At 73.4% G+C, this 24,641-nt stretch carries 24 protein-coding genes; 12 read left to right on the forward strand and 12 right to left on the reverse strand.

What is annotated here, in order from left to right; translation table 11 throughout:
- Nucleotides 1–111 precede the first annotated feature (111 nt).
- Genes ACWEGE_RS19800 through ACWEGE_RS19810 form a run of 3 tightly spaced genes read right to left on the reverse strand, consistent with a single transcriptional unit; the run spans nucleotide 112 to nucleotide 2,924 of the window.
- Nucleotides 112–843 (reverse strand): VOC family protein, encoded by a 732-nt coding sequence (locus tag ACWEGE_RS19800; protein WP_449661901.1) that lies wholly within the window; start codon nucleotides 841–843, stop codon nucleotides 112–114.
- 58 nt (nucleotides 844–901) lie between these two features.
- Nucleotides 902–1,669: a maleylpyruvate isomerase family mycothiol-dependent enzyme gene (locus ACWEGE_RS19805; RefSeq protein WP_449661902.1), complete on the reverse strand. Its 768-nt coding sequence runs from the start codon at nucleotides 1,667–1,669 to the stop codon at nucleotides 902–904.
- A complete protein-coding gene (locus ACWEGE_RS19810; RefSeq protein WP_449661903.1) occupies nucleotides 1,659–2,924 on the reverse strand; it encodes an SAV_6107 family HEPN domain-containing protein in 1,266 nt (421 codons plus the stop codon). Before ACWEGE_RS19810 ends, ACWEGE_RS19805 begins: the two co-directional genes overlap by 11 nt.
- A gap of 199 nt (nucleotides 2,925–3,123) precedes the next feature.
- On the opposite strand from ACWEGE_RS19810, the gene ACWEGE_RS19815 reads away from it, so the two are divergent.
- Nucleotides 3,124–3,636 (forward strand): YbaK/EbsC family protein, encoded by a 513-nt coding sequence (locus ACWEGE_RS19815; RefSeq protein WP_449661904.1) that lies wholly within the window; start codon nucleotides 3,124–3,126, stop codon nucleotides 3,634–3,636.
- The gene (locus ACWEGE_RS19820; RefSeq protein WP_176175852.1) at nucleotides 3,633–4,205 is read left to right on the forward strand and encodes a GNAT family N-acetyltransferase; all 573 of its coding nucleotides are present in this window, start codon (nucleotides 3,633–3,635) and stop codon (nucleotides 4,203–4,205) included. Before ACWEGE_RS19815 ends, ACWEGE_RS19820 begins: the two co-directional genes overlap by 4 nt.
- Nucleotides 4,206–4,224: 19 nt before the next feature.
- Here the strand turns inward: ACWEGE_RS19820 and ACWEGE_RS19825 are convergent, their stop codons facing one another.
- From ACWEGE_RS19825 to metF, 3 genes are all read right to left on the reverse strand, one after another.
- Complete coding sequence (locus ACWEGE_RS19825) at nucleotides 4,225–5,091, reverse strand: DMT family transporter (protein ID WP_449661905.1); 867 nt, start codon at nucleotides 5,089–5,091, stop codon at nucleotides 4,225–4,227.
- A gap of 219 nt (nucleotides 5,092–5,310) precedes the next feature.
- Complete coding sequence (locus ACWEGE_RS19830) at nucleotides 5,311–6,993, reverse strand: DUF885 domain-containing protein (RefSeq protein ID WP_449661906.1); 1,683 nt, start codon at nucleotides 6,991–6,993, stop codon at nucleotides 5,311–5,313.
- 42 nt (nucleotides 6,994–7,035) lie between these two features.
- Nucleotides 7,036–7,920 (reverse strand): methylenetetrahydrofolate reductase [NAD(P)H], encoded by an 885-nt coding sequence (gene metF / locus ACWEGE_RS19835; RefSeq protein WP_449661907.1) that lies wholly within the window; start codon nucleotides 7,918–7,920, stop codon nucleotides 7,036–7,038.
- A 49-nt stretch (nucleotides 7,921–7,969) separates the two neighbouring features.
- On the opposite strand from metF, the gene merB reads away from it, so the two are divergent.
- The 5 genes from merB to ACWEGE_RS19860 are packed head-to-tail and all read left to right on the forward strand — an operon-like array spanning nucleotide 7,970 to nucleotide 12,984.
- Nucleotides 7,970–8,659, forward strand: a complete 690-nt coding sequence (gene merB / locus ACWEGE_RS19840) for an organomercurial lyase (RefSeq protein WP_449661908.1) — start codon at nucleotides 7,970–7,972, stop codon at nucleotides 8,657–8,659.
- A 60-nt stretch (nucleotides 8,660–8,719) separates the two neighbouring features.
- Nucleotides 8,720–9,811: a polyprenyl synthetase family protein gene (locus tag ACWEGE_RS19845; protein WP_449661909.1), complete on the forward strand. Its 1,092-nt coding sequence runs from the start codon at nucleotides 8,720–8,722 to the stop codon at nucleotides 9,809–9,811.
- 1 nt (nucleotide 9,812) lies between these two features.
- A complete protein-coding gene (gene crtI / locus ACWEGE_RS19850) occupies nucleotides 9,813–11,285 on the forward strand; it encodes a phytoene desaturase family protein (protein ID WP_449661910.1) in 1,473 nt (490 codons plus the stop codon).
- Nucleotides 11,282–12,208, forward strand: coding sequence for a phytoene/squalene synthase family protein (locus ACWEGE_RS19855; protein ID WP_449661911.1), 927 nt, complete (start codon nucleotides 11,282–11,284; stop codon nucleotides 12,206–12,208). Before crtI ends, ACWEGE_RS19855 begins: the two co-directional genes overlap by 4 nt.
- Nucleotides 12,205–12,984: an LLM class F420-dependent oxidoreductase gene (locus ACWEGE_RS19860; RefSeq protein WP_449661912.1), complete on the forward strand. Its 780-nt coding sequence runs from the start codon at nucleotides 12,205–12,207 to the stop codon at nucleotides 12,982–12,984. Before ACWEGE_RS19855 ends, ACWEGE_RS19860 begins: the two co-directional genes overlap by 4 nt.
- A gap of 4 nt (nucleotides 12,985–12,988) precedes the next feature.
- Here the strand turns inward: ACWEGE_RS19860 and ACWEGE_RS19865 are convergent, their stop codons facing one another.
- The 3 genes from ACWEGE_RS19865 to ACWEGE_RS19875 all read right to left on the reverse strand — a co-directional run bounded on the left by ACWEGE_RS19865 (nucleotide 12,989) and on the right by ACWEGE_RS19875 (nucleotide 14,978).
- Nucleotides 12,989–13,510: a CGNR zinc finger domain-containing protein gene (locus ACWEGE_RS19865; protein ID WP_449661913.1), complete on the reverse strand. Its 522-nt coding sequence runs from the start codon at nucleotides 13,508–13,510 to the stop codon at nucleotides 12,989–12,991.
- Between the two features lie 240 nt (nucleotides 13,511–13,750).
- Nucleotides 13,751–13,927 (reverse strand): hypothetical protein, encoded by a 177-nt coding sequence (locus ACWEGE_RS19870; RefSeq protein ID WP_449661914.1) that lies wholly within the window; start codon nucleotides 13,925–13,927, stop codon nucleotides 13,751–13,753.
- Between the two features lie 682 nt (nucleotides 13,928–14,609).
- Nucleotides 14,610–14,978 (reverse strand): Rv2175c family DNA-binding protein, encoded by a 369-nt coding sequence (locus ACWEGE_RS19875; RefSeq protein ID WP_310976460.1) that lies wholly within the window; start codon nucleotides 14,976–14,978, stop codon nucleotides 14,610–14,612.
- Nucleotides 14,979–15,081: 103 nt separating this feature from the next.
- On the opposite strand from ACWEGE_RS19875, the gene pknB reads away from it, so the two are divergent.
- From pknB to ACWEGE_RS19900, 5 genes are all read left to right on the forward strand, one after another.
- Nucleotides 15,082–17,109, forward strand: coding sequence for a Stk1 family PASTA domain-containing Ser/Thr kinase (gene pknB / locus ACWEGE_RS19880; RefSeq protein WP_449661915.1), 2,028 nt, complete (start codon nucleotides 15,082–15,084; stop codon nucleotides 17,107–17,109).
- The gene (locus tag ACWEGE_RS19885) at nucleotides 17,106–17,315 is read left to right on the forward strand and encodes a hypothetical protein (protein ID WP_003100783.1); all 210 of its coding nucleotides are present in this window, start codon (nucleotides 17,106–17,108) and stop codon (nucleotides 17,313–17,315) included. The genes pknB and ACWEGE_RS19885 overlap by 4 nt, the downstream gene beginning before the upstream one ends.
- A 55-nt stretch (nucleotides 17,316–17,370) precedes the next feature.
- The gene (locus ACWEGE_RS19890; protein ID WP_449661916.1) at nucleotides 17,371–18,876 is read left to right on the forward strand and encodes an SPFH domain-containing protein; all 1,506 of its coding nucleotides are present in this window, start codon (nucleotides 17,371–17,373) and stop codon (nucleotides 18,874–18,876) included.
- Nucleotides 18,877–19,014: 138 nt separating this feature from the next.
- The gene (locus ACWEGE_RS19895) at nucleotides 19,015–19,716 is read left to right on the forward strand and encodes a hypothetical protein (protein ID WP_449661917.1); all 702 of its coding nucleotides are present in this window, start codon (nucleotides 19,015–19,017) and stop codon (nucleotides 19,714–19,716) included.
- A 186-nt stretch (nucleotides 19,717–19,902) separates the two neighbouring features.
- Entirely contained in the window at nucleotides 19,903–21,198 is a 1,296-nt protein-coding gene (locus ACWEGE_RS19900; RefSeq protein ID WP_449661918.1) for a wax ester/triacylglycerol synthase family O-acyltransferase, read from the forward strand.
- 116 nt (nucleotides 21,199–21,314) lie between these two features.
- On the opposite strand, the gene ACWEGE_RS19905 is transcribed toward ACWEGE_RS19900, so the two are convergent.
- The 3 genes from ACWEGE_RS19905 to ACWEGE_RS19915 all read right to left on the reverse strand — a co-directional run bounded on the left by ACWEGE_RS19905 (nucleotide 21,315) and on the right by ACWEGE_RS19915 (nucleotide 24,568).
- Nucleotides 21,315–22,706, reverse strand: coding sequence for a class II 3-deoxy-7-phosphoheptulonate synthase (locus tag ACWEGE_RS19905; protein ID WP_449661919.1), 1,392 nt, complete (start codon nucleotides 22,704–22,706; stop codon nucleotides 21,315–21,317).
- Nucleotides 22,707–22,810: 104 nt separating this feature from the next.
- Nucleotides 22,811–23,134: a hypothetical protein gene (locus tag ACWEGE_RS19910; RefSeq protein ID WP_449661920.1), complete on the reverse strand. Its 324-nt coding sequence runs from the start codon at nucleotides 23,132–23,134 to the stop codon at nucleotides 22,811–22,813.
- A gap of 39 nt (nucleotides 23,135–23,173) precedes the next feature.
- Entirely contained in the window at nucleotides 23,174–24,568 is a 1,395-nt protein-coding gene (locus ACWEGE_RS19915; protein ID WP_449661921.1) for an alpha/beta hydrolase, read from the reverse strand.
- Nucleotides 24,569–24,641: the final 73 nt, after the last annotated feature.

Below are 24,641 nucleotides of genomic sequence, written 5' to 3' on the forward strand. Positions count from 1 at the left end.
GCCCCGGCGAACAGCCGCCCCAGGCGACCGCGATCTGCGCCCCGGCGAGCAGCCGCCCCAGCGAGCTCCGATCCGGCACGCCCCAGGCTCCCCCGGCGATCCCCGCCCGGCTCAGCGCGGGGTGAGCACGCAGAACTCGTTGTCCTCCGGGTCGGTCAGCACCCGCCACGGCAGCGTGGGCCCGCCCAGGTCCGCCGGTGCCGCACCGATCGCGATGACCTCCCTCACCGCCTCGGCGTGCTCGGTCTCCGCCGGGGGTGCCACGTCCAGGTGCACGCGGTTCTTCACCCGCTTGACGTCGTCGTTGCGCAGGAACTCCAGCCACGGCCCCCGGCCGGACGGTGCGCGCAGCCCCACCAGGCCGTCGTCTTCGCGGGCCCGGACCGGCCAGCCCGTGATCCGCGTCCAGAAGGCCGCCAGGAGCTCCGGGTCGTGGGCGTCGACCAGGATCGACGCGACCGCGCCGGTGTCCGCGTACCGCTCGCGGGGTTCGAGGACGCAGAACTCGTTGCCTTCCGGGTCCGCGAGCACCACCCAGGGCACCTCGCCCTGCCCGAGGTCGACCCGGCGGCCGCCCAGCTCCAGGGCGCGCGCCACCAGCTCGGCCTGGTGCTCCGGTGTCCTGCTCGCCAGGTCCAGGTGGATGCGGTTCTTGACCTCCTTGGGTTCGGGAACCGGCACGAAGACGAGGTCGAGGTCCCAGCCATCGCTCTCCGGAGCCCGGACGTCGATCTCACCGGGCTCCTCGACGGCGACGTGCCAGCCGAGCAGCGCGGCCCAGAAATCCGCCAGGACTTCCGGCCGCGCCGCGTCGATCACCAGGTTCACCAGGCGCGTGGTCATGCGGCGCAGGCTAACCGCCACCTCCGACAGTTCCGGTTCGGCTTCCCCACCGGCCGGGTCATCGGGTCGCGAGCCGCAGCAGGGCCCAGAGCTGGGCCGCCTGGTCGTGCACGCCGCGCACGGTCACCGCGGTCAGGGACGCGCGGCCCCAGAGCCACAGGTAGACCTGCGCGGGCTTGGCCGTGACGACGTCGTCCGCGGCCTCGGCCTCCTCGGCCGAACAGCGCCAGGCCTCCGTGGTGTCGGGTCCCGCCCGCGCGATCCAGCTGTGCGCGCCGGCCCGGACGCCGACCGAGCCCGCCTTCGTGCCGGTCAGGCCGAGCATCGGCAGCTTGTGCCCGAACCAGAGGGTGAGCACCTCGTCGATGCCGTCGATCGCGACGTCGTCGGGCACGCCGCGCGGCTCGGCGCCCGCCGCCTGCTCGACGTCGACCCGGTGGACGACCGTCTCGTGCAGCATCCGGCGGCGCCAGAACCCGTACGTCCGGTCCGCCGGCCACCAGGTGTCGGCGGGCTCCTCCGGGTCGTGCGCGGCGAGCTCGTCGAGCAGTTCGGTGAGGCCCGCCTCCAGGAATTCCCGCAGGCTCTGGCCCGGTTCGGGCTCCTGCGGCCAGTCTTCGGGGCTGCGGCCGTCGGTCAGCCGGCGCCGGGCCATCCGGTAGAGGCTCCCGACGTGCCGGGCGACCTCGCCGAGCGACCAGCCCGGGCAGGCGGGCACCGGTGCCTCGGTCGGCGCCGCGTGCACCACCTCGGCCAGCAGCCTGCCTTCGATTCCCAACGCCGTGAGCAACCGCCCCTGGTCGACCGGGCCGTGCTCACGCGACATGGGCTTCCCCGGTGATCGGCAGGCCGTGCACGAGACGGCGGACGAGTTCCAGGAACGGCGTGGCGGCGCCCACCAGCCCGGCGGCGGACTCGGCGGTGACCTTCCCGGTGATCCCGGCCTGCGCGGCGGCGCGGGTGGCCGAGTTGCTGGCGAAGAAGGCGGACCACTCCCGCAGTTCGGGGGCGACGGAGTCGAGCAGGTCCCAGGTGCTGGCGGGCCGGGCCCGCCCCCGGTGCGGCCGCCCCCGCGCGGCGAGCACCGCGGCGGCTCCCCGGAGGGCGGCGAGGTAGGCGCCGATGAAGCGTTCGGCGGGCCGGCTTTCCTGGGTGGCCTCGGCGAGCCCGCGCCGGGCTTGCGCCAGCAGCCCGGCGGCGGCCGGCGAGGCGGGCGGACGCAGGGACATGGGCAGCTGGGACTGGTCGGAGTCCGCACCGGGCGGACGGAGCGAACTGGGCAGCCCGGATCCGCCACCGGCCGGCGGCTCGGGAACGGGCGACGACACGATGGGCGGCTCGGCCTGCGGCGCATCCACAACCGCCGCCTCCGGACCAGCACCGGCAACAGCCGAAGCCCGCCGCGACTGCCCCGGATCCACGAAAGCGGCCTCACCCGGCCGCACCTGCAGATCGGAAATCGGCGACGACACCTCACCCGGCTCCGCCTGCGACGCATCCACGACCGCCGCCTCCGGACCAGCGCCGGCAACAGCCGAAACCCGCCCCGGCTGCCCCGGATCCACGAAAGCGGCCTCACCCGACCGCACCTGCAGACCGGAAATCGGCGACGACACCTCACCCGGCTCCGCCTGCGGCGCATCCACGACCGCCGCCTCCGGACCAGCGCCGGCAACAGCCGACGCCCGCCCCGGCTGCTCCGCGGCCGGCAGCTCCAGCTGCCCGGAATCCACGACAGCGCGCTCTGCCCGGCCGGCACCCGCCGAGCGGCCCTGCTCCGGGATCGCCGAAGCCGGAAGCTCCAGCTCGGCCTGCCCGGCACCCACCGCCCGCGACTCGGACTCACCGGAATCCGCCGCGACCGAAGACGCGACCGAAGGCGACGCCGCCGCCGAAGTGCACAAGGAGATCGGCAGCTGGGGCTGCCGGGGGTCCGCCGGGTGCTGGCGGGGTTCCGGTCCGGGCGTCAAGCACTGGCGGGACCGGCCGCGCCGGGCCCCGGCCGGGGCCGGCTGCGGGCGCAGCGACATGGGCAGCTCGGGCTGCCCGGGATCCGTGGGGGACACGACCTTGACGGACATGGCGACCCTCCTCCTGCGCGGGTGGGCCCGACCGGGTGTCCGGTGCCGGGACCGGCTCCGGGCACCTGAGCGGTGCGCGCCCACCGAATGTCGAACGCCTGTTCGAACAATTTCCAGAGTAACCCCCGACCCGGTGCCCGCTCAACCCCGGGCGGGCGTGGTGCGGGACACCAGGTCGGTGGCGTGATCTCATAGGTTCATGAGTTCGCTGGAGCACCCCGCCGTCGCCAAGGTGGCGGCCGCGCTGGCCGAAGCCGGGCAGCAGGCCGCCGCCGAGGGCATCCGTGTCCTGCCCGCCGAGGTCCGGACCGCCGCGCAAGCGGCCGAAGCACTCGGCGTGCCCGTCGGGGCCATCGCCAACAGCCTCATCTTCCGCCTGGGGTCCGACAAAAAAGCGCTCCTCGCCCTCACCTCGGGCGCCCACCGCGCCGATCCGGCCACCCTCGAACGGCTGGCCGGCGGCGAAATCGGCAAGGCCGACGCCGATTTCGTGCGGACGCACACCGGGCAGCCGATCGGCGGCGTCGCCCCGGTCGGGCACCCCGAGCCGCTGCCCACCCTGGTCGACACCGCGCTGCGCGAGCACGACGTCGTGTGGGCCGCCGCCGGGCACCCGAAGGCCGTGTTCCCCACGACCTTCGCCGGGCTGGTCGCGTTGACCGGGGGCACCCCGGGCGCGCTCGGCGGCGCGGAGGAGGATGGGCAGCCGTGACCGCGATGCCCGCCGGCTGCTCCCGGTACGTCCAGCTCTCCGCGGAGGAGTTCCGCGCCCGCCTGCCCGAGGCGCTCGACATCTACGTCCGGGCGATGCGGTACCCGGCGGGCACCGCCGAGCAGCGCGCGCCGATGTGGCTCACCCACGCGCTGCGCGAGGGCTGGCGCTGCATGGCCGCGCTCGACGCCGACGACGTCCTGCTCGGCGTGGCCTACGGCTACCGCGGCCGGGCCGGGCAGTGGTGGCACGAGCAGGTGCGCCACGGCCTGAGCCGCCGGTCCGGGGCCGCCGAGGCCGACCGCTGGCTGGCGGACTACTTCGAGCTGACCGAGATCCACGTCCGGCCGGAGAACCAGGGCCACCAGATCGGCGAGGACCTGCTCCGCAGCCTCCTGGAAGGCGTCCCGAGCGCGAACGTCCTGCTGTCGACGCCCGAGGGGACGAGCCGGGCGTGGAAGCTCTACCGCCGCACGGGCTTCGTCGACGTCCTGCGCGACTACCACTTCGCCGGCGACCCGCGGCCGTTCGCGATCCTGGGGCGGGCGCTGCCCCTCGACCCGCGCTGAGCCGAGGGGCAGCGGCCCCTCAGCGCGGCTCGGGCCGCCAGTAGCCGACGACCAGCGCCGCGACCAGCACGGCGGCGCCGCACCACGCCGGGCCGCTCAGCCGTTCCCCGAGCAGCGCGGCGGACAGCACCGCCGCCGTCAGCGGTTCCAGGACCGCCGACAGCGAGCCGAGCACGGGGTGGGCGTCGGCCAGACCGCGCAGGTAGGCGGCGTACGCGAGCGCCGTCGGCACGGCGCCGAGGTAGCAGACGGTCGCGAGCACGTCCGCGTGCAGCGGGATCGCCATGCCGGACCAGCTCGCCACCGGGAGCAGCAGCAGGCCGCCGGTGAGGCAGCCGAACGCCGTCGTCGAAAGCGGATCCAGGCCGGCCACGGGCTTCGCGGTGACCAGGGTGAGGGTCGCGAAGCCGGCGGCCGCGAGCAGGGCGAAGCCGAGGCCTCCGAACGAGACCGCCTCGCCCGGTGACCACTGGAGCAGCGCCAGGCCGGCGAGGGTGCCCGCCACGGAGACCAGCGTCCAGCGGCGGGGTTTCCGCACCGACGCGAGGGTGACGACGACGGGCGCGGCGCCGATCGTGGTCATGGTGGCGACGCTCACCGAGCTGAGCGCGACCGCGGCGAAGTAGCTCGCCTGGAAGAGGGCGAACAGGCCACCGACGGCGAGGACGCGTTTCGCCGCTTCGGGCGTGCGCGGGAGGGCGCCGCCTTTCAGGAGGACGATCGCGACGACACCGCCGACGAGCAGCCGGTAGTCGGCGACGGCGAGCGGGTGGAGGCCGGCCCGCCGCGCGAGCAGCGAACCGGCGAGTCCGCCGGTGCCCCAGAGGACACCGGCGAGGACCAGCGCGGCCGACGAGCGGGCGCGCGTGGGTAGGGCGAGGGACATGAACGCTCCTGCGTCTGCGTCGAAGGAAAGGGAGTTCGACGAACGCGGGGCGGTGCGCACCACGAATCAGCCGCGGGTCATGGGGAGACCACGCGGCGAGGGACCACCCCGCTCAGCCGCGGGGCGGTGGGGTGACGAAGAGAATCCGGTGCACGCGACGGAACCTAGCGGCAGCTGCGAAGCGGGGCCACCGGATTTCCCGGTGACCCCGTCTCGGACTCAGTCCAGGCCGGCCAGCTGCTCCCGCAGCGTGTCCAACCCCATCCCGCCCATCTTCAGCGCCTCCGTGTGGAACCGCTTGATGTCGAAGCCCGCCCCCGCGCGGGCCTGGGCCTCGGAGCGGGCCGCCAGCCAAAGGCGCTCGCCGATCTTGTACGCCGGGGCCTGGCCCGGCCAGCCCAGGTACCGGTCGATCTCGTCGCGGATGTGGGCCTGGTCGGTGATCGTTCGGGTCAGCATGAACTCCAGGCCCAGCTCCGGCGTCCACCGCGAACCCTCGTGGAAGCCCGTTCCCGCCGGGATCGGCAGCTCCAGGTGCATGCCGAGGTCCACCACCACGCGAGCCGCGCGGAACAGCTGCTCCGACAGCATGCCCAGGAGGTCGCCGTCGTCCGAGAGGTAGCCCAGTTCCTCCATCAGGCGCTCGGCGTACAGGGCCCAGCCCTCCGCGTGCCCCGAGGTGAACGCCAGCAGCCGCTGGTACTTGTTCAGCGCCCCCGACTGGTCCACCGCCGTCGCGATCTGGAGGTGGTGGCCCGGAGCTCCCTCGTGGTACACCGTGCTCGTCTCGCGCCAGGTGCTGAACTCTTCGCGGCCCGCCGGCAGGGACCACCACATGCGGCCCGGACGCGCGAAGTCCTCGCTCGGGCCCGTGTAGTACGCGCCCACGCCGCCACCGGGCGGGGCGATCTTGCACTCCAGGGCCATCACCCGGTCGGAAATCTCGAAGTGCTTGCCGCGCAACGACTCCAGGGCGCCGTCGGAAAGGCGCTGCATCCACGCCTCGAACTCCGCGCGCCCCCGGACGCGGTAGCGCGGGTCCGCGTCCAGTGCCGCCGCCGCCTCGGCAGGCGAAGCGCCCGGCTTGACGCGGTTCGCCACCGCGCGCAGCTCGGTCTCGATCCGGGCGAACTCCGCCCAGCCCCACTCGTAGGCCTCACGCAGGTCCAGCGCCGCGCCGACGAAGTAGCGGGACCACAGGCGGTAGACGTCCTCGCCGACGGCGTCCTTCACCGGGGCCTTCGGGGCCAGCTCGGCCCGCAGGAAGCCGGCGAACTCCGCGAACGCCTCGTCCGCAGCCCGCGCGCCCTGCGCAAGGTCCGCCTTCAACGCCGAATCCGGCGAAGGCGCGACGAGCTGGGTGAAGAAGCCCGTCTCCTCCTTCAGGCCCGCCCACGTCTCACACTGCTCCGCCACCTTCGCGACCTGCCGCAGCGCCGCGACGTGCCCCGCGTCGGCCGCCGAAAGCAGGCCGCCGCGCATGTTCGCCAGCGCCTGCGGGACCTCGGCGATCCGGGCCGAGACGACCGCCCAGTCCTGCTCGGTCTCACACGGCATCAGGTCGAACGCCATCCGCAGCTCCTGCACCGGGCTGGAGATGACGTTCAGGCTCGCCACGTCCAGGCCGGCCTCGTGGATCTCCAGCTCCAGGCCGACGCGCTCGCTGAACACGGCCTTGGCGGCGCGCTCGGCGGCGTCCCGCGGCTCGGCGGCGGTGACGGCGGCGTGCGCCCGCGCGGCCAGGCCGGCGCGCTCGGCGTACCCGTCCGCCGAGTAGTCGGTCAGCCGGTCGTCGTGCCCGGCGATGCCGTGCGCGGTCGCCGCGACCGGGTCGGCGGCCGCGTAGTCGTCGACGTAGCGGTCACAGATTTCGTGCACGCCTTCGGAAGCAGTAGAAGCCATGCCCGGCACGCTACCGGGCCACACAGACTCGTTGGTACGTACTTAAGCACGGGCTGGGACGAGACCCAGCCGCGCGATCACCTCGCGCGTCGCCTTCGAGCGGTTGAACGTGTAGAAGTGCAGGTTCGGCACGCCCTCGGCGATCAGCTTCTCGCACAGTTCGGTGGTGACGTCGATGCCCGCCGCGCGGAACGCCTTGGGGTCTTCGGCCAGGGGTTCGAGCCGGTCCAGGAGCTTGCGCGGTGCCGGGGCGCCGGACAGCTTGATCGTCGTCTGCAGGGTCCGCATGGTCGTCAGCGGCATGACGCCCGGCAGCACCGGGACGTCGCAGCCGGTCGCGGCGACCCGGTCGCGCAGGCGCAGGAAGTCCTCGGCGTCGTGGAACAGCTGCGCGATCGCGAAGTCGGCACCCGCCCGCAGCTTGCGGACCAGGTACTTCGTGTCCGACTCCAGGTCCGACGAGCGCGGGTGGCCGTAGGTGTAGGCCGACACGCCGATGCAGAAGTCCCCCAGCGACCGGACCAGCTGCACCAGCTCTTCGGCGTAGGTCAGGCCCTCCGGGTGCGGGATCCAGTCGCCGTAGACGTCGCCGGGCGGGTCGCCGCGCAGCGCCAGGATGTTGCGGACGCCGACCGAGGCGTACCAGCCGATCACGTTGCGCAGCTCGGCGACGGAGTGGTTGACCGCGGTCAGGTGCGCCATCGGCACCAGCGTCGTCTCGGTCGCGACGCGGGCGATGCTGCGGATGGTGCCGTCGCGGCTGGAGCCGCCGGCGCCGTAGGTGATCGACATGTAGGCCGGGTCGTACGGCTCGAGCTCCCGGATCGCCTTCCAGAGGACGGCCTCGTCCGCCGTGTCCCGGGGCGGGAAGAACTCGATGGAGAACTTCGGCCCGTCTCCTCGCAACCGCTCGATCACCGACGTCATACCTCGAATGTTAAGGGTCACCGCTTTAGACTCGATACAGGAGTGAGCGATGAGGGACGACGACGCGAGCTGGGACGAAGACGTGCGCCTGGCCGTTTACCGCGCCTTCGCCGACCGCGGCCGCGCGCCGACCGGGCCGGAGCTGGCCGACGCCGCGGGCGGCTCGCTGGCCGTCGCGAAGCAGGCCCTGCACCGCCTCGCCGACGCCCACCACCTGGTGCTCGACGAGTGCGAGCACGTCGTCCTGGCCCACCCCTTCGCCGCGAGGTCGTTCGGCTTCTCCGTGATGGGCGCGCGCACGCTGTGGTGGGGCGGCTGCGCGTGGGATTCGTTCGCCATCCCCCACCTGGTCGACGCCGAGCCGGAGGTGCTGGTCGCGACCCGCTGCCCCGGTTGCGCGCAGCCGCACGCGCTGGTGGTGAACCGGACCGTGCCGCCCGAGGGCGGCCAGGTGGCGCACTTCCTGGTGCCCGCGGCGCAGATGTGGGACGACGTGCTGCACACCTGCGCGAACCAGCGCCTCTTCTGCTGCGAGTCCTGTGTGGACGCCTGGCTGGCGGAAACCGGGCAGGCCAAGGGTTCCGTGCTCGACCTGGTCACCCTCTGGCGGCTGGCCCGCGGCTGGTACGCGGGCCGGCTGGAGCGCGGCCACCGGCGGCGCGAGCCGCACGACGCCGTCGCCTACTTCGCCGAAGCGGGCCTCACGGGTCCGTTCTGGGCCGCCGGCGCGAAAGTCTGATTCGCCACATCCGGGTGACCCGGCCGCCTGCGTCCCCGCGGGTTCGGCGAGGATGGCGGGATGAACGCGCCCGTCGCCGACAGTGACCTGCCCGCCCACGTCGAGCGCGCGCTGGCCGGGTTCCTCGATCGGGCGGGCACCGCGATCCTCGGGACCGAGCCCACCGTGGCCGCCGGGATCGACGCGCTGCGCGGGTTCGTGCTCGGCGGTGGCAAGCGTTTGCGCCCGACGTTCGCCTGGTGGGGCTGGCGCGGCGCGGGCGGCGACCCGGCCGGCCCGGATGCCGAGGGCGTGCTGCAGGCGGTGTCCAGCCTGGAGCTGATCCAGGCGTGCGCGCTGATCCACGACGACCTCATCGACTCCTCCGACTCCCGCCGCGGCAACCCGACCGTGCACATCGCGGGCGCGAAGCTGCACGCCGACCGCGGCTGGCTCGGCTCGCCGACGACGTTCGGCCTGGCCACCGCGGTGCTGGTCGGCGATCTGGCGCTGGCATGGGCGGACGACATGTTCGCCGACGCCCCGCTGCCCGCGGAAACCCTGGCCGCGGCGCGCCCGGCCTGGCGCGCGATGCGCACCGAGGTGCTCGCCGGGCAGTACCTCGACGTCCGCACGCAGGCCACCGGCGACGCCTCCGTCGAGGCCGCGCTCAAGATCGACCGGCTCAAGACCGCCGCCTACACCGTCCAGCGGCCGCTGCACCTGGGCGCCGCGCTGGGCGGCGCGTCCGACGAGCTGATCGCCACGCTGCTGGAGTTCGGTGGCGAGGTCGGGGTGGCGTTCCAGCTGCGGGACGACCTGCTGGGCGTCTTCGGCGACCCGTCGGTCACCGGCAAGCCCGCCGGCGACGACCTGCGCGAGGGCAAGCGCACCCTGCTCGTCGCGCTCGGCCTGCAGCTCGCGGCCGAGAAGCGCGAGCAGGCGGCGGCCACGGTGATCGCGGACGCGATCGGCGACGCGGACCTGTCCGACGAGGGCGTCGAGACCGTCCGGATGGCGTTGCACCAGGTCGGCGCGGTCGACGCGGTGGAGCGGCGGATCGACGAGCTGACGACGGCGGCGATGGCCGCGCTGGACCGCGCCCACCTGGCCGAGCCGGCGCCCGCGGCGCTGACCGGGCTGGTCGTCAAGGCCACCCAGCGGACGTACTGACGTGCGGACGATCGACCGGGCCGCCGGCCACGTCGTCGTCATCGGGGCGGGGCTGGCCGGGCTTTCGGCGGCCCTGCACCTGCTCGGCGCCGGGCGGCGGGTCACGCTGCTGGAGCAGGCGGACGTCCCGGGCGGCCGGGCCGGCCAGCGCAGCTTCGACGGCAACGCGGTGGACACCGGCGCGAGCGTGCTCACCATGCCGGAGCTGCTGGAGGAGGCGTTCGCCGCGGTCGGCGAGTCCCTCGCGAAGAACCTGCGCCTGACCCGGCTCGACCCGGCCTACCGCGCGCGGTTCGCCGACGGCAGCTCGCTGGCCCTGCGCACCGACGGCGACGCGATGGAGGCCGAAATCCGCGCCTTCGCCGGCGCCCGCGAGGCGGCGGGCTACCGGGCGCTGCGGCGCTGGCTGACCGAGCTGTACGCGGCGCAGAAGGACCGGTTCATCGGGGCCAACTTCGACTCGCCGCTCGACCTGGCCCGCCCCGAGCTGGCGAAGCTGGCCGCGCTGGGCGGTTTCGGGCGGCTCGGCCCCCGTGTCGCCCGCTTCCTGCGGGACGAGCGCGTCCGGCGGCTCTTCACCTTCCAGGCGCTGTACGCCGGCCTCGACCCGGCCCGCGCGATCGGCGCGTACGGCGTGATCGCGTACATGGACACGATCGGCGGCGTCTACTACCCCGAAGGCGGCATGGGCGAGATCGGCCGGGCGATGACCGGCGCCGCCGTGCGGGCGGGCGCGGACGTCCGGTTCGGCACCGAAGCGGCTTGGCTCGAACGGGTGAACTCGGGGGTGCGCGCGGTCCGGACGCGCTCGGGTGAGCGGATCGCCTGCGACGCCGTCGTGCTGGCCACCGAGCTGGGCACGGCCTACCGGCTGCTCGGCGCGCGGCCCCGCCGCCCGCTGCCGCTGCGCTACTCGCCGTCGGCCGTGGTCCTGCACGGGCGGACCACCGCGAAGTGGGACCTCGGGCACCACACGATCTTCTTCGGCGGGGCCTGGGAGCGGACGTTCGCCGAAATCATCCGCGAGGGCAAGCTGATGGGCGACCCGTCGCTGCTGGTCACCCGGCCGACGGCGACCGACCCGGGGCTGGCCGGGCGCGGCGGCGAGATCGTTTCGGTGCTGGCGCCGGCGCCGAACCTGCGTCGCGGCCCGATCGACTGGGACCGCGTGCGCGGGCCGTACCGCGAAGAGCTGCTTCGCACGCTGGAGGCGCGCGGCCTGACCGGGTTCGGCGACGAGTTCACCGTCGACGAGACGATCACCCCGGCGGACTGGGCGGCGCGCGGGCTCGCGGCCGGGACGCCGTTCTCGCTGGCGCACACGTTCACCCAGACGGGTCCGTTCCGGCCGGCGAACCTGGTCCGCGCGGCGGGCAACGTCGTGCTGGCCGGCAGCGGAACCACCCCCGGCGTCGGCATCCCGCCGGTGCTGGTCTCCGGACGACTGGCGGCGGAAAGGATCACCGGCCGGTGAACGAACTCGACGCGGCGGGCATCACCGGCGCGGGCCTCCGCGCGGCCTACACCGAGTGCCGCCGCATCAACGCCCACTACGGCCGCACGTTCTTCCTGGCGACGCGGCTGCTGCCGGCCCGGGCCCGGCCCGCCGCGCACACGCTGTACGGCTTCGCGCGGATGGCGGACGAACTGGTCGACAACCCGGCACCGGGCAGCGACCCCGCGACCGAGCTCGACCGGGTCGGCGGCATGGTCGACGTCGTCTTCGCGGGCGGCGACCCGGCCGAGCCGGTGCTCGTGGCCCTGGCCGACACCGTGCGGCGGTACGGCCTTTCGCGGGAGCTGTTCGACGCGTTCCTGAAGTCGATGCTGGCGGACCTCGAGCCGGTCGAGTACCGGACGTTCGCCGAGCTCGACGAGTACGTGTACGGCTCGGCCGCGGTGATCGGGCTGCAGATGCTGCCGGTGTTCGGCACGGTCGGGCCGCTCGCCGACGCCGAGCCGGGCGCGATCGCGCTGGGCGAGGCGTTCCAGCTGACCAACTTCCTGCGCGACGTCGGCGAAGACCTCGACCGGGGACGGCTGTACCTGCCGACCTCGGAACTGGCCGCGTTCGGCGTCTCCCGTGAGCTGCTCGAGGCGAGGCGGCCCGACCCGCGGATCCGGGCGGCGCTGGCGTACTTCGTCGCGCGGACGCGGGCGGTGTACCGGCGGGCCGAGGGCGGGGTCGCGTTGCTGCGCCCGGAATCGCGGCCGTGCGTGCGGACGGCGTTGACGTTGTACGAGGGCATCCTCGACGAGATCGTCGCGCTGGACTACGACATCCTGACCCGCCGGGCCGTCGTGCCGAAGTCGCGGAGGCTGGTGGTCGCACTACCCCCCTTGGTTTCGGTCTGGGCGAGCGAGACGTTCCGGGGCGGTCGTAGGCTCGGATCATGACCGAACGACGCATCCGGATCGGCCTGCAGCTCCAGCCGCAGCACGCCGACTACGACTCCATCCGGCGCACCGCGTCGGCCGCCGAAGACCTCGGTGCCGACATCGTCTTCAACTGGGACCACTTCTACCCGCTCTACGGCGACCCCGACGGCATGCACTTCGAGTGCTGGACGATGCTCGGCGCGTGGGCGGAGTCGACGTCCCGGGTGGAGATCGGCGCGCTCGTCACCTGCAACAGCTACCGCAACCCCGAGCTGCTCGCCGACATGGCCCGCACGGTCGACCACATCTCCGGCGGACGGCTCATCCTCGGCATCGGCTCGGGCTGGTTCGAGAAGGACTACGACGAGTACGGCTACGAGTTCGGCACCGCGGGCGGCCGCCTCGACGACCTCGCGGAGTCCCTCCCCCGCATCGAGTCGCGCCTGGCCAAGCTGAACCCGGCGCCGACCCGCAAGATCCCGGTCCTGATCGGCGGCGGCGGCGAGAAGAAGACGCTCAAGCTCGTCGCCAAGCACGGCGACATCTGGCACGGCTTCGGCGACCCGGAGGTCGTCGCGCGCAAGGTCAAGATCCTCGACCAGCACTGCGCGGACGTCGGCCGCGACCCGGCCGCGATCGAGCGCTCGTGCGGCGTCCAGGGCGAGCCGGACGAGCTGGGCCCGAAGCTGCTCGAACTGGGCGTCACGACGTTCACGGTCGGCGTGGGCGGGCCGGACTACGACCTCGACGCGCTGAAGTCCTGGATCGCCTGGCGCGACAAGACCCAGGGCTGACGCTTCACCCGCGCGCCCGGTGCGCGGCGACGCGTTCGCGCGTCGCGCACCGGGGCGAGCAGAACTTCCGCGGACTCCCCCCACCCGTGTGGGCGAACGGCTTCCCACACGTGGGTGACGCGCACAGCCCTCCCGGCGGCCCCTGGCGTTCGGCCAGCAGCGACGCCAGCCCCAGCGCCGAGGACGTCACCAGCCACGCTCCCCACGGGCCGTCGTCGGCCGCGTCGAGGTGCAGGTGCCAGCCGTAGCCGTCCTCGTGATCCGTCAGGCGCGGCGGTCCCGCGTACGCGGCGAACAACGCGTTGAGCACCGAAGCCGCCGAAGCCGCATCAGGCGCCGCGAAGACTTCGCGCAGCTCGAGCGCTGCCGCCCGCAGGTCCGCCACTTCCGATGCGGACAGCGAGACGTCCGGTTCGCCGTGATCACGCAGCACCTGCGCCACCGCGGCCGGGTCGGGGGACGGTACGAGCAGGACACCCAGCAGGTCCACCGCGCGCTGCACGGAATCCTGGTGCGGAAAAGCCATGCCCCACTGTAACGTCTTGCCGGTGATAAGACGTTACCTGGCCGGTGCCACGCTCGCCCGGACCGGCGACGAGCTGTCCGGGCCCGCGCTGCTGCTGCTCGGGATGACCGCGGGCCCGCACGCCGGCGCGGCACTGCTCGCCGGGCTGACCGCGGCCGCCGCCGTCGGCGGGCCGGTGTTCGGCGCGCTGCTGGACCGCAGCGCCGCCCCGGGGCGGCTGCTCGCCGTCGCCCTCGGCGGCTACGCCGGCGGCATTGCGCTGGTCACCGCGGTCTTCGGGCAGCTGCCCCTGGGAGCCGCGGTCGCCGTCGCGGTGGTCACCGGCCTGCTCAACCCCGCCATCGCCGGGGGCTGGACCGCCCAGCTGCCCGCCCTCGCCGGGCCCGCGTTGCCGCACGCCAGCCGCTTCGACGCCATGACCTTCACCGCCGCCGCCCTCGCCGGGCCCGGTCTGGCCGGGCTGCTCGGCGGTCCCACCGGCCTGGTCGTCGCGGTCGGCCTGGTCGCCGCCGCGATCCCGGTGGCGTGGTTCCTGCCGACGCGGACCCCGAAGAAGACGCGCCTCAAGGATGGCTTCCGGGTCCTCGTCCGCAACGTGCCCCTGCGACGGGCGACCGTCGCTTCGACGATCTCCTGCGTCGGCATCGGCATGGTCACCGTGTGTTACCCGCTGCTGGGCGTGGCGCACCTGCGCGGCGCGGCGGACGGCGCGCTGCTGCTGGCCGTCCTGGCGGTGGCCTCACTGCTGGCCAACGCCGTCCTCGCGAAATGGCCGCTGCCGTGGGCCCCGGACCGGACCGTCCGGCTGAGCACGCTCCTGCTGGCCGCGAGCTGCCTCGTGGCCGCGAGCGGGCACGTCGTCGTCGCGGCCGTGCTGGCCGGGTTCGCCGAAGGTCCGCAGCTCACGGCCTTGTTCGCGATCCGCCACCGCGAAGCTCCCGAGCACGTGCGGGCGCAGGTGTTCACCACGGCGGCGAGCGTGAAGATCACCGGGCTGGCCGCGGGCGCGGCGCTGGCCGGTCCGCTGGCCGCGTGGTCGCTGCCCGCCTGCCTGCTTACCGCGGCGGGTGTTCAGCTGGTTGCCTGCTGTTCCGGCAGGTCAGAACGCCATGGCCTGGGCGCGCCGCTTGACCTCGGTGCCGTGGCTGGTCCGCAGGGCGTTGATGGGCGTGCTCCCGGGCAGGGTGTCGTCCGCGGTGAACAGCCACCGCAGCATCTCGGTCCGGGAGAAGCCGGAGTCGGCGAGCACGGTGATCGTCCCGGTCAGGCCCTTGACCACGCCGTCCTTGACGAAGAAGTCGCTGGGCACGCACAGTTCGCCACCGCGCTTCAGCGCGATCAGCTGCCCGTCGCGCAGCATCTGCCGGACCTTGTTGGCCGAAGTCCCGAGAACGGTCGCCACCTCCGCCAACGGAAGGACCGCGATGGCGGTGTCGAGGATGTCTTCGGCGACAGGAATCCCACTCACAGGTGACACTGTGCCACATTTCGTCCCCTCACCCGCTAGTGCGCACGGGTGACCCGCGAGGTCTCCTCCACGAGGCGTGGCCGATTCCGTACGATCCATACTCGTGACACGCACCCAACCCAGCCTGGTCGGCACGCTCCTGGAGCGGCGCTATCGGGTGGACCGGCTGCTCGCCCACGGCGGAATGTCTTCCGTCTATCGGGGGACGGACACCCGGCTGGACCGTCCGGTCGCGATCAAGATCATGGACCCGCGCTTCGCCGACGACCGGTCGTTCGTCGACCGGTTCGTGCGGGAGGCGCAGTCCGCGGCGCAGCTGCACCACCCGCACGTCGTGGCGGTGCACGACCAGGGCTTCGACCTGCCGCAGGGTGCGGAGTCGGGACTGGCGTTCCTGGTGATGGAGCTGGTCGACGGCGGGACGCTGCGCGACCTGCTGGACGACGAGGGCCCGCTGGACGTCGCGCTCGCGCTGAGCGTCGCCGAGCCCGTGCTGTCGGCGCTGGCCGCCGCGCACCAGGCCGGGCTGGTGCACCGGGACGTCAAGCCGGAGAACGTGCTGATCGGCCGGGTGGGGCAGCAGACCGGCGGGGCGGTGAAGGTCGCGGACTTCGGCCTGGTGCGGGCCGTGGCGAGCGCGGGCACGACCAGCTCTAGCATCATCCTCGGCACGGTCGCCTACCTCTCCCCCGAGCAGGTCGCCACCGGCGCGGCGTCCGCGCGCGGCGACGTCTACTCGGCCGGGATCCTGCTCTACGAAATGCTGACCGGCCGGGTGCCCTACACCGGGGACACGGCCATCTCGGTCGCCTACCGGCACGTGAACGACGACGTGCCGCCGCCGAGCCTGCTGCGCCCGGATCTGCCGCCCGCCCTCGACGACCTGGTCGTCCGCGCGACCCGGCGGGACCCGCAGCTGCGCCCGGCCGACGCCGGGGAGTTCCTCACCGAGCTGACCGCGGTGCGCGCCCAGCTGGGGCTGCTGCCGGTGACCGTGCCGATCCCGGTGTCCCACGCCCAGGGCGACCTCGCCGACACCGAGCGCACGCTGCCGCGGATCCCGCAGGTGCCGGACACCGAGAAGACGATGCCGGTGCACCGTCCGAACGCGACCCGGGCGCTGAGCCACGCCGCCGGGCCGGCGACCGCGCACGTGCCGCCCCTGGCCCCGCCGCCGCCGCGGCGCCGGAGCCGGCCGGAGCCGGAGAAGCCGCCGCAGAGCACCCGCAACAAGATCCTGGTGATCGCCGCGGCGGTGCTGCTGCTCGGCGGGCTGATCGGGGCGTTCGCCTTCATCCTCACCGACACCGGCGGCGACAAGACCGCGCGGGTGCCGAAGCTGGTCGGGCTGAACCAGGCCGCGGCCGGCGACGCGCTGCGGGCGGTGAAGCTGAACCCGCGGTTCAGCCAGGAGTACGACAACACGGCGCCGTCGAACACCGTGCTGCGCGCCGACCCGGCCGAGGGCACCACGCTGTCGCCGAACGCGACGGTGTCGGTGGTGCTGTCGAAGGGCCGCCCGCAGGTGCCGGACATCCGGCCGGGCACCGCGCTGCCCGACGCCGAGCAGGCGATCAAGGCGGCGCAGCTGACGCCGGTCCGCGGGACCGACGACTTCGACCCCGAGGTCCCGCAGGGGGCGGTCATCCGCACGACGCCGGCGGCGGGCAGCCAGCTGACCATCGGCGGCCAGGTCACGATCGTCGTGTCGAAGGGCCCGATCCCGCTGCCGCCGGTCCCGGACGTCACCGGCCAGTCCAAGGACGACGCGTTCAAGGTGCTGCAGCAGGCCGGGTTCGAGCCGTTCCAGGCGGGCGAGGAGTTCAAGCAGGACATCCCGGGCGGCGCGGTCACCCGGACCGACCCGCCGGCGAACGCGCAGCCGAAGGCCAAGCGGATCGGCGTGTTCGTCAACAACGCGGTCCAGGTGCCGGACGTCCGGTTCCGCTCGTTCGAGGACGCCCAGAAGATCCTGGAGCAGGCGGGCCTGAAGGCCGACCGCGAAGGCGGCCGTGGCCGCGGCCCCGGCGGAGGCGGCGGCGGGTTCGACTTCGTGTTCCAGCAGGACCCGCAGCCGGGCTCGTTCGTGGCGAAGGGCTCGAAGGTCAAGCTGAAGGGCTTCGGGGGATGATCGGCAGCCGGGGCCGGGTGACGGGCACGATCGGCCCCGGCCTCATCGGCGAGGTGCTCCTGAACGTCCGGGGCGGCACGGAAGCGTTCTACGCCTACCCGGCCGACCCGGAGGAGACGTTCACGTCGGGCACGCAGGTGCTGGTGGTGGACTTCGAACCCCCGCGGACGGTTTACGTGGAGCGGTGGCAACCCCTGAGCCGCTGACGGCGTGGAAGAGGCACCAACACACCCACAACAGAAGAGCGAGGGGGTCGGTGCCATGAGTCTCGTGGAAATCCTGCTGGTTTCCGCCGGCGGCGTCATCGCCGTGCTGATCGTCGTGTTCGGGATCCTGCGGCTGCTGTACAAAGTGGCCGAACCGAACGAGGCGCTGATCATCTCCGGGCTGGGGGTCCGCGTCGATCGGGCCGAGACGGCGGACAGCCTGGGCTTCAAGATCATCACCGGCCGCGGGGTGAACGTCATCCCCGGGTTCCAGACCGCGCGGCGGCTGTCGCTGGACACCCGCGGCGTCAACCTGCAGGTCTCCTGCGTCACCAAGCAGGGCCTGCCGGTCACCGTGCGGGCCGTGGTCATCTACAAGGTCGGCGACGACTACGCCTCGATCGCCAACGCCGCCCGCCGGTTCCTCGACCAGCAGAAGGGCATGAACGACACGATCCACGAGCTCTTCTCCGGGCACCTCCGCTCGATCGTGGGCGGGCTGACCATCGAGGAGATGATCCACAACCGGGACGCGCTCACCGGCGAGGTGCGCCAGTCCTCGGCCACCGAGATGATCAAGCTGGGGCTGATCGTCGACTCACTGCAGATCCAGGAGATCGACGACGAGTCCGGCTACATCCTCAACCTCGGCAAGCCGCACGCCGCCGCGATCGCCGCGTCGGCCCGCATCGCCGAAGCCCAGCGCGACCAGGAGGCCGCCGAGGTCGAGCAGGTCTCCGCCGCGAAGAAGGCCGCCGCCGTGCGCGAAAGCCAGATCCAGCAGGCCGGCTACCAGGCCGAGGTCGACCAGGCCCGCGCGAAGGCGTCGCAGTCGGGTCCGCTGGCCGAAGCGACCGCGCGCCAGGAGGTCGTCGTCCAGGAGACGCGGGCGGCCGAGCTGGAGGCGGCGCTGGCCGAGCAGCGGCTGCAGTCGCAGGTCCGCAAGCCGGCCGACGCGAAGGCGTACGACACGCGGACCACGGCCGACGCCGCTCGTGACGCCTCGATCGCCAAGGCCCAGGCCGAGGCGAAGGAGACCGAGCTGCGGGCCGCGGCGGACGCGACCCGCGTGAAGACGGCCGCCGAGGCCGAGGCCCAGGCCACCAAGGCCCGGGCCGAGGCGATGGCGGGCGCGACCCGGGCGACCGGTGAGGCCGAGGCCGCCGCGGCCAAGGCCCGCGGTCTGGCCGAGGCGGAAGCCGCGAAGGCCCGGGGCCTCGCCGAAGCCGAGGCGGCCCGCGCGAAGGGGCTCGCCGAGGCGGACGCGATCAAGGCGCGAGCCGCGGCGCTGGCGGAGAACCAGGAAGCCGTCGTCGCGCAGCAGCTGGCCGAGCGCTGGCCGGAGATCGTCGAGGCCGGCGCGAGCGCGTTCGGCAACGTCGACCACATGGTCGTGCTCAACGGCGCCGACGGCATGTCGGACATGTTCGCCAAGGCGCTGTCGCTCGGCGGAACCGGTCTCGGCCTGGCCCGGCAGCTGATGGACGCCATGGGCAAGCCGGCCGAGAAGGAGCTCGACGAGGCCGCGCGGAAGAACGGCGAACTGAAGCTCAGCGACTGATCCGTCACTGTCGGTGTACGGCCCCTGTGTCGCGGATCACGTTCCGCAGGGGCCGTACCCCCGTTCGGGGGCGGAAATTCCCGCTCTCTTGTCCTACCGTGGGCGCATGGTGCCGGACCGTGCGTCGCGGGCCGTCCGATGAGCTTCTTCACCGGCGGTCCCCGTGAGCGTCCCCTGTTCCCCGTTCCGGAGCAGGAGCTTTACGCGTTCAACGGACGGCACTGGACCGATCCCCCGCGCGAGCACATCGTCCCGGCGGTGCTGCCGTGGGCGCAGCCGCTGGGCCGCTCCGAACGCACGGTGGTCGCGCTGCGGGCCATCGAGGTGTGGCCGGAGGCGCTGACACTGCGCGTCACGGTGTACTCCCGGGACAGCCTGGTCGACGACCCCGCCGAGGGGCTGATCGACCACCGGCGCAAGCCCGACTACAACGGGCTGCTGATCGGCGTGCTCTACGCCGACGGCAGCCGGGCGAGCTCCGAGACGATCTCGGTGCCGTCCGCGTCCGAACCGGAGGCCCCGGTGCTGCGGGCCCAGCCGGTCGGCGGCACGCGGTTCGCCGTCGAGCACGAGGTCTTCCTGTGGCCGCTCCCCTCGGCCGGCCCGCTGAAGCTGGTCGTGCAGTGGACGGACCGGGAGATCCCGGAGACCCGCACGACGCTCGACGGCGGCGCGATCCGCTCCGCGGCGAAGGACGCCGCGGAAATCTGGCCGGGACTCGGCAGGCGGCAGGTGAACGGCCTGCCGGTGCGCCGCGTCGGCAAGCAGGTCGCGCTGACCCCCGATTGGGGGCCGTCGGTGGCCCGTGCGGAAGCACCCCCGCCTGCTCCGGCCGAATGAATCTTCCTCTTGATCTGTGAGCCCGGGCACCGCGGCCCGGGGTATCTCGAATGGATGAACGGGGTGGGTAGTTAGCGTCGTGGAAACACTTCGACCACCCGGCCGTCATGTCGGGCTGGTGCAGTGGGTCCAACCCCTTCCGACGCACGTGGCCGTGCGCCCCCCGCGAACCCGGAAAGGTCGCCCATGGCAGGCTCGCCGCTCAGCGCACTCGACGTCGCTTTTCTTTGCCTGGAAAGCGAAACCACCCCGATGCACATGGGAGCGGTGGTCACCTTCACCGCCCGCGGCTCGGTGGACCCGGCCGCGTTGACGGCGCTGCTCGCCCAGCGCGCCGCCCGGCTGCCGAAGCTGCGCCAGCGGGCGCGCGCGGAGCTGTTCCCGCCGGGCTCGGCCAGCTGGAGCGACGACCCGGCTTTTGTTGCGGCCGACCACATTCACCACGTCGTGTTGAGTTCGCTGTACGAGCCGGACCCGCTCGCGGCGTATGCGTCGCGCTGGATCGCCGAGCCGCTCGACACCTCCCGGCCGTTGTGGGACCTGACGCTCGTCACCGGGCTGCCGGCCGGGAAGTTCGCGCTCCTGCTGAAACTGCACCACGCGCTGACCGACGGCGCCGGCGCGTACGCGGTCGCGGCCGGGCTGCTCGACGGCGTGAAACTGCCGGAGCGGAACCCTTCGCCGATCCCCGCCCCGCGCTCCACTTTGGACACGGTGAAGGACGCGCTGGGCACGGTGTGGGGCCAGGCCGGGATCGCCTCGTCGCTGGTGCGGGCGGCCCGCCCGCCGCTCTCGCCGGTGTCGGCACCGCCGTCGCCCGAGCGGCGCCTCGGGTTCGTCCGGCTGCCGCTGACCGAGCTGCGCCGGGTGCGCCGCGCGCACGGCGGCACGACCAACGACGTCGTCCTGGCGGTGCTGTCCGGGGCCCTGCGCGAGTGGCTGGTCAACCGCGGGCAGCGCGCCGACGGCCGCACGCTGCGCGCGCTGATCCCGGTGAGCGTGCGCGGCCGGGCCGGGGAGCAGCTCGGCGGCAACAAGCTTTCGGGCTACCTGTGCGACCTGCCGGTCGGCGAGGACGACCCGGTCGAGCGGCTGCGGGCGGTCCGCCGGGCGATGACCCGCAACAAGGCGGCGGGCCCGAGCCGCGGCGCGGGTGCCCTGCCGCTGCTGGCCGACCACGTCCCGCCGCTGCTGCACCGCCTGGGCACCCGCACGGCGGGCCAGGCCGCGCCGATGCTGTTCGACCTGGTGGTCACGACGGTCCCGCTGCCCCCGGCCCGCCTCTCCCTCGACGGCGCCCGCCTGGCGGAGGTCTACCCGTTCGTGCCGCTGGCCCCGCGCCACGCGGTGGGCATCGCGGTGGCGACCTACCGGGATTCGGTCCACATCGGACTGCAGGCCAACGGCGCGGCGGTCCCGGACGTGGGTTCGCTGCGGGACGCGGTGCTCAAGTCGGCGGCCCGGCTGCTGGACGCCTCCTAGCACCACTCACCTGCGGGCCCCCCGAGACCGCCGGGATGCGCCCCAAGGCCACCTTGGGTGCGTCAGACGCAACCAAGGCCGCCTTGGGGCGCTCGGGTTGAGCGGGGGCCAGGGCCTCAGCCGCGGAGCATCTCCGCGACCAGGAAGGCCAGCTCCAGGGACTGCTGTGTGTTCAGCCGCGGGTCGCAGGCCGTCTCGTAGCGGCCCGACAGGTCGATGTCGGAGATCTCCTGGGCGCCGCCCAGGCACTCCGTGACGTCCTCGCCGGTCAGCTCCACGTGGATGCCGCCCGGGTAGGTGCCCAGCTTGTTGTGCACCTCGAAGAAGCCCTGGACCTCGTCGACGATCCGGTCGAAGTGGCGGGTCTTGTAGCCGGTCGACGACTCGTGGGTGTTGCCGTGCATCGGGTCGCACTGCCAGATGACCTTGTGCCCGGAGGCTTCGACCTTCTCCACGATCGCCGGCAGCACCTCGCGGACCTTGCCGTTGCCCATCCGCGCGATGAGCGTCAGCCGGCCCGGCTCGTTGCGCGGGTCGAGCCGCTCGACGTACTCCAGCGCCTGCTCCGGCGTGGTCGTCGGGCCGATCTTCAACCCGATCGGGTTGGCCAGCAGCTCGGCGAAGGCGATGTGCGCGCCGTCCAGCTGGCGGGTCCGCTCGCCGACCCAGAGGAAGTGCGACGACAGGTTGTACAGCTTCGGGTTGGCCGCGTCGGCGTTGTCGAGGCGCAGCATCGAACGCTCGTAGTCGATCAGCAGCGCCTCGTGGCTGGCGAAGATCTCCGTCGACTGCAGCGACGTGTCCGTGACGCCGCACGCCGACATGAACCGCAGGCCGCGGTCGATCTCGTTGGCCAGCGACTCGAAGCGCTGGGCGGCCGGCGACGCCGACACGAAGTCCTTGTTCCAGTCGTGCACCTGGTGCAGGTCAGCCATGCCGGCCGCGGTGAGGGCGCGGACCAGGTTCATCGCGGCGCCCGCGTTCGCGTACGCGCGGATCATCCGGCCGGGGTCCGGCACGCGCAGCTCGGGCTTGGCGACCAGGGAGTTGATGATGTCGCCGCGGTACACCGGCAGGCCCAGCGCGTCCGTCGCGGCCGAGCGCGGCTTCGCGTACTGGCCGGCGATGCGGCCGACCTTGACCACCGGCAGGCTCGCGCCGTAGGTGAGCACGACCGCCATCTGCAGCAGCGTGCGCAGGTTGGCGCGGATGTGCGGCTCGGTGTTGGATTCGAACGTCTCCGCGCAGTCGCCGCCCTGCAGCAGGAAGGCCTCGCCGCGGGCGACCATGGCCAGCCGGTCCTTGAGCCGGTCGATCTCGGCCGGGACGGTGATCGGCGGCACGCTCTCCAGCACGCCGCGGACCCGGCGGGTCGCGTCGGGGTCCGGCCACTCCGGCTGCTGCGCGGCCGGGAGCGCCAGCGCCTTGTCGAGCCGTTCCCGCAGTTCGGGCGGCAGGGGCGGCAGCTCGGGCAGTGTGTCGACGGGGACGTCCACAGTCCAGTTCACGCAGACCAGGATAAGGTTCCCGGTTCGCAGCGCTGCGCCCGGTTGGCCACCGGAGTGGTGCGCTCACGCAGCGCGACCACACCACCCCGGGAGGTGCCCCCGGCTCAGCAGGGCCGCACCGAGGCCACCGTCAGCCCGGCGTTGGCACTCGAGAAAGCCGGGATCCGCACCGCGAAACCGAGGTATTTCGGCTGCGAGAACAAACACCAGGCGTTCTGGCTGCCGTTGCTTTCGGAAAACGCGTTGAACGGCGGATCGATCGATGGAATCGGTCCCGCCGTGCACATCGCCGTTCCGTTCGGGCCGTGCAGCCACAGCGCCTCCGGGATGCAGACCGGGCCTGGTACCGCGGGTTGCGCGGACGCCGACGGCGCGGCCAGCAGCACCGCGGCCAGGACGGACACGACGAAGAACATCATCTTTTTCATCATTTTCCCCTCGAATCCCCCGAGGGGGAAATGTCCCCCTCACCGTTCAGACTGACAGGAACCGTCCGTCGCGGGGAAGACCCCGTCACGCAGATAGCCCAGCACCGCTTCGTTTCCGCAGGCGTTTTCCCGGGTGAAGACGCCGTGCCCGCCGTCGTCGACGGTCACCATCCGCGCGCGGGCCCCGAACGCCGCCCGCGTCTCGCGGGCGCCGGACAGCGGGGTCGCCGGGTCGCGCCGGTTCTGCACCAGCAGGACGTTCGCCGGGCCGGGGCCGCCGACGCGCACCGGCGGCTCGGTGCGTTCGACCGGCCAGAACGCGCACGGGTTCACGTTCGCCGCGGCCGGGCCGAACATCGGGTGCGCGGTCCGTTCGCGCTCGACCGCGCGCTGGTAGTAGCCCACCTGTTCGGGCCAGTCGGAGTCGTTGCAGATCACCTGGAGCTGGAGCGCGGCGCGGTTGTCGCCGTCGAGCGGCCCGGCCGCGGCCTGTGCGGTGCCGGCCCATTCCCGGGCCAGCGCCGGGAAGGAGGCGTCGTCGTAGAGCCCGTTCCACGTGTCCGACCGGAATTCCGGTCCGCGGACGGCGGCGAGCTCGAAGAACTTCGCCGTCACCGCGGCCGGCGTCCGGCCTAGGTGGTAGACGTCGTCGCGCGCGGCCGCCCACGCGGCGAAGTCGGGAAAGCGGTCGTCGAAGCCTTCGGCGAAGCGCTGGTTGGCGCGGACGTCGAGCCCGCGCGGGCCGAGGACGCTGTCGAGCACGATCCGGTCGGTCCGGCCGGGGAACATCGACGCGTAGGCGGCGCCGAGGTAGCTGCCGTACGAGACGCCGTAGTAGGAGATCTTGTTCTCCCCCAGCGCTTCCCGGATCCGGTCGAGGTCCCGTGCGGTGTTCGCGGTCGTCATGTGCGGCAGCAGGTCCGTTGTGGACGCACGGCCGCACTTGCCGGCCACGGCCCGCGCCTTCGCCGCGGTGGCGGCGACCTCCCGCGGCCCGGCCGCGTACGGGCCGAGCACGGCGCCGCGTTCTTCCGGCGTCGTCATGCCGCACGTGACCGGCGTGCTGTAGCCGGTGCCGCGGGGGTCGAACCCGACGACGTCGTAGGCGTCCGGCAGGCCGGAGCCGCCCACGCGCTGCACCAGCTGGGCGGGCATGGCGAGCCCGGGACTGCCCGGCCCGCCGGGGTTCATCAGCAGCACACCGCGGCGCTTGCCGGGTTGGCCCCGGTGGCGGGAGAGCGTGAGCTCGATGGTGCGATCGGGGTGGGCGTAGTCGAGCGGCACGCGCAGGGTGGCGCACTCGAGACCGGCCGTCGGGGACGGCGACATGCCGTAGTCCGGGCAGGGGGCCGTCCACTGCAGTCGTGGTGCCGCCTCTGCCGGGGGTGCCGCGAGCAGGGGCAGGAAGGCCAGGGCGATCAGGGTTTTCCGCATGCCCCGAGCTTGCTGGGGGTTGCTCGCGCGGACGTCAGCCCAGGGACCGGAACCGAGGCTCCGCCCCTGGGCT

This window comes from Amycolatopsis sp. NPDC004747 (assembly GCF_053601335.1).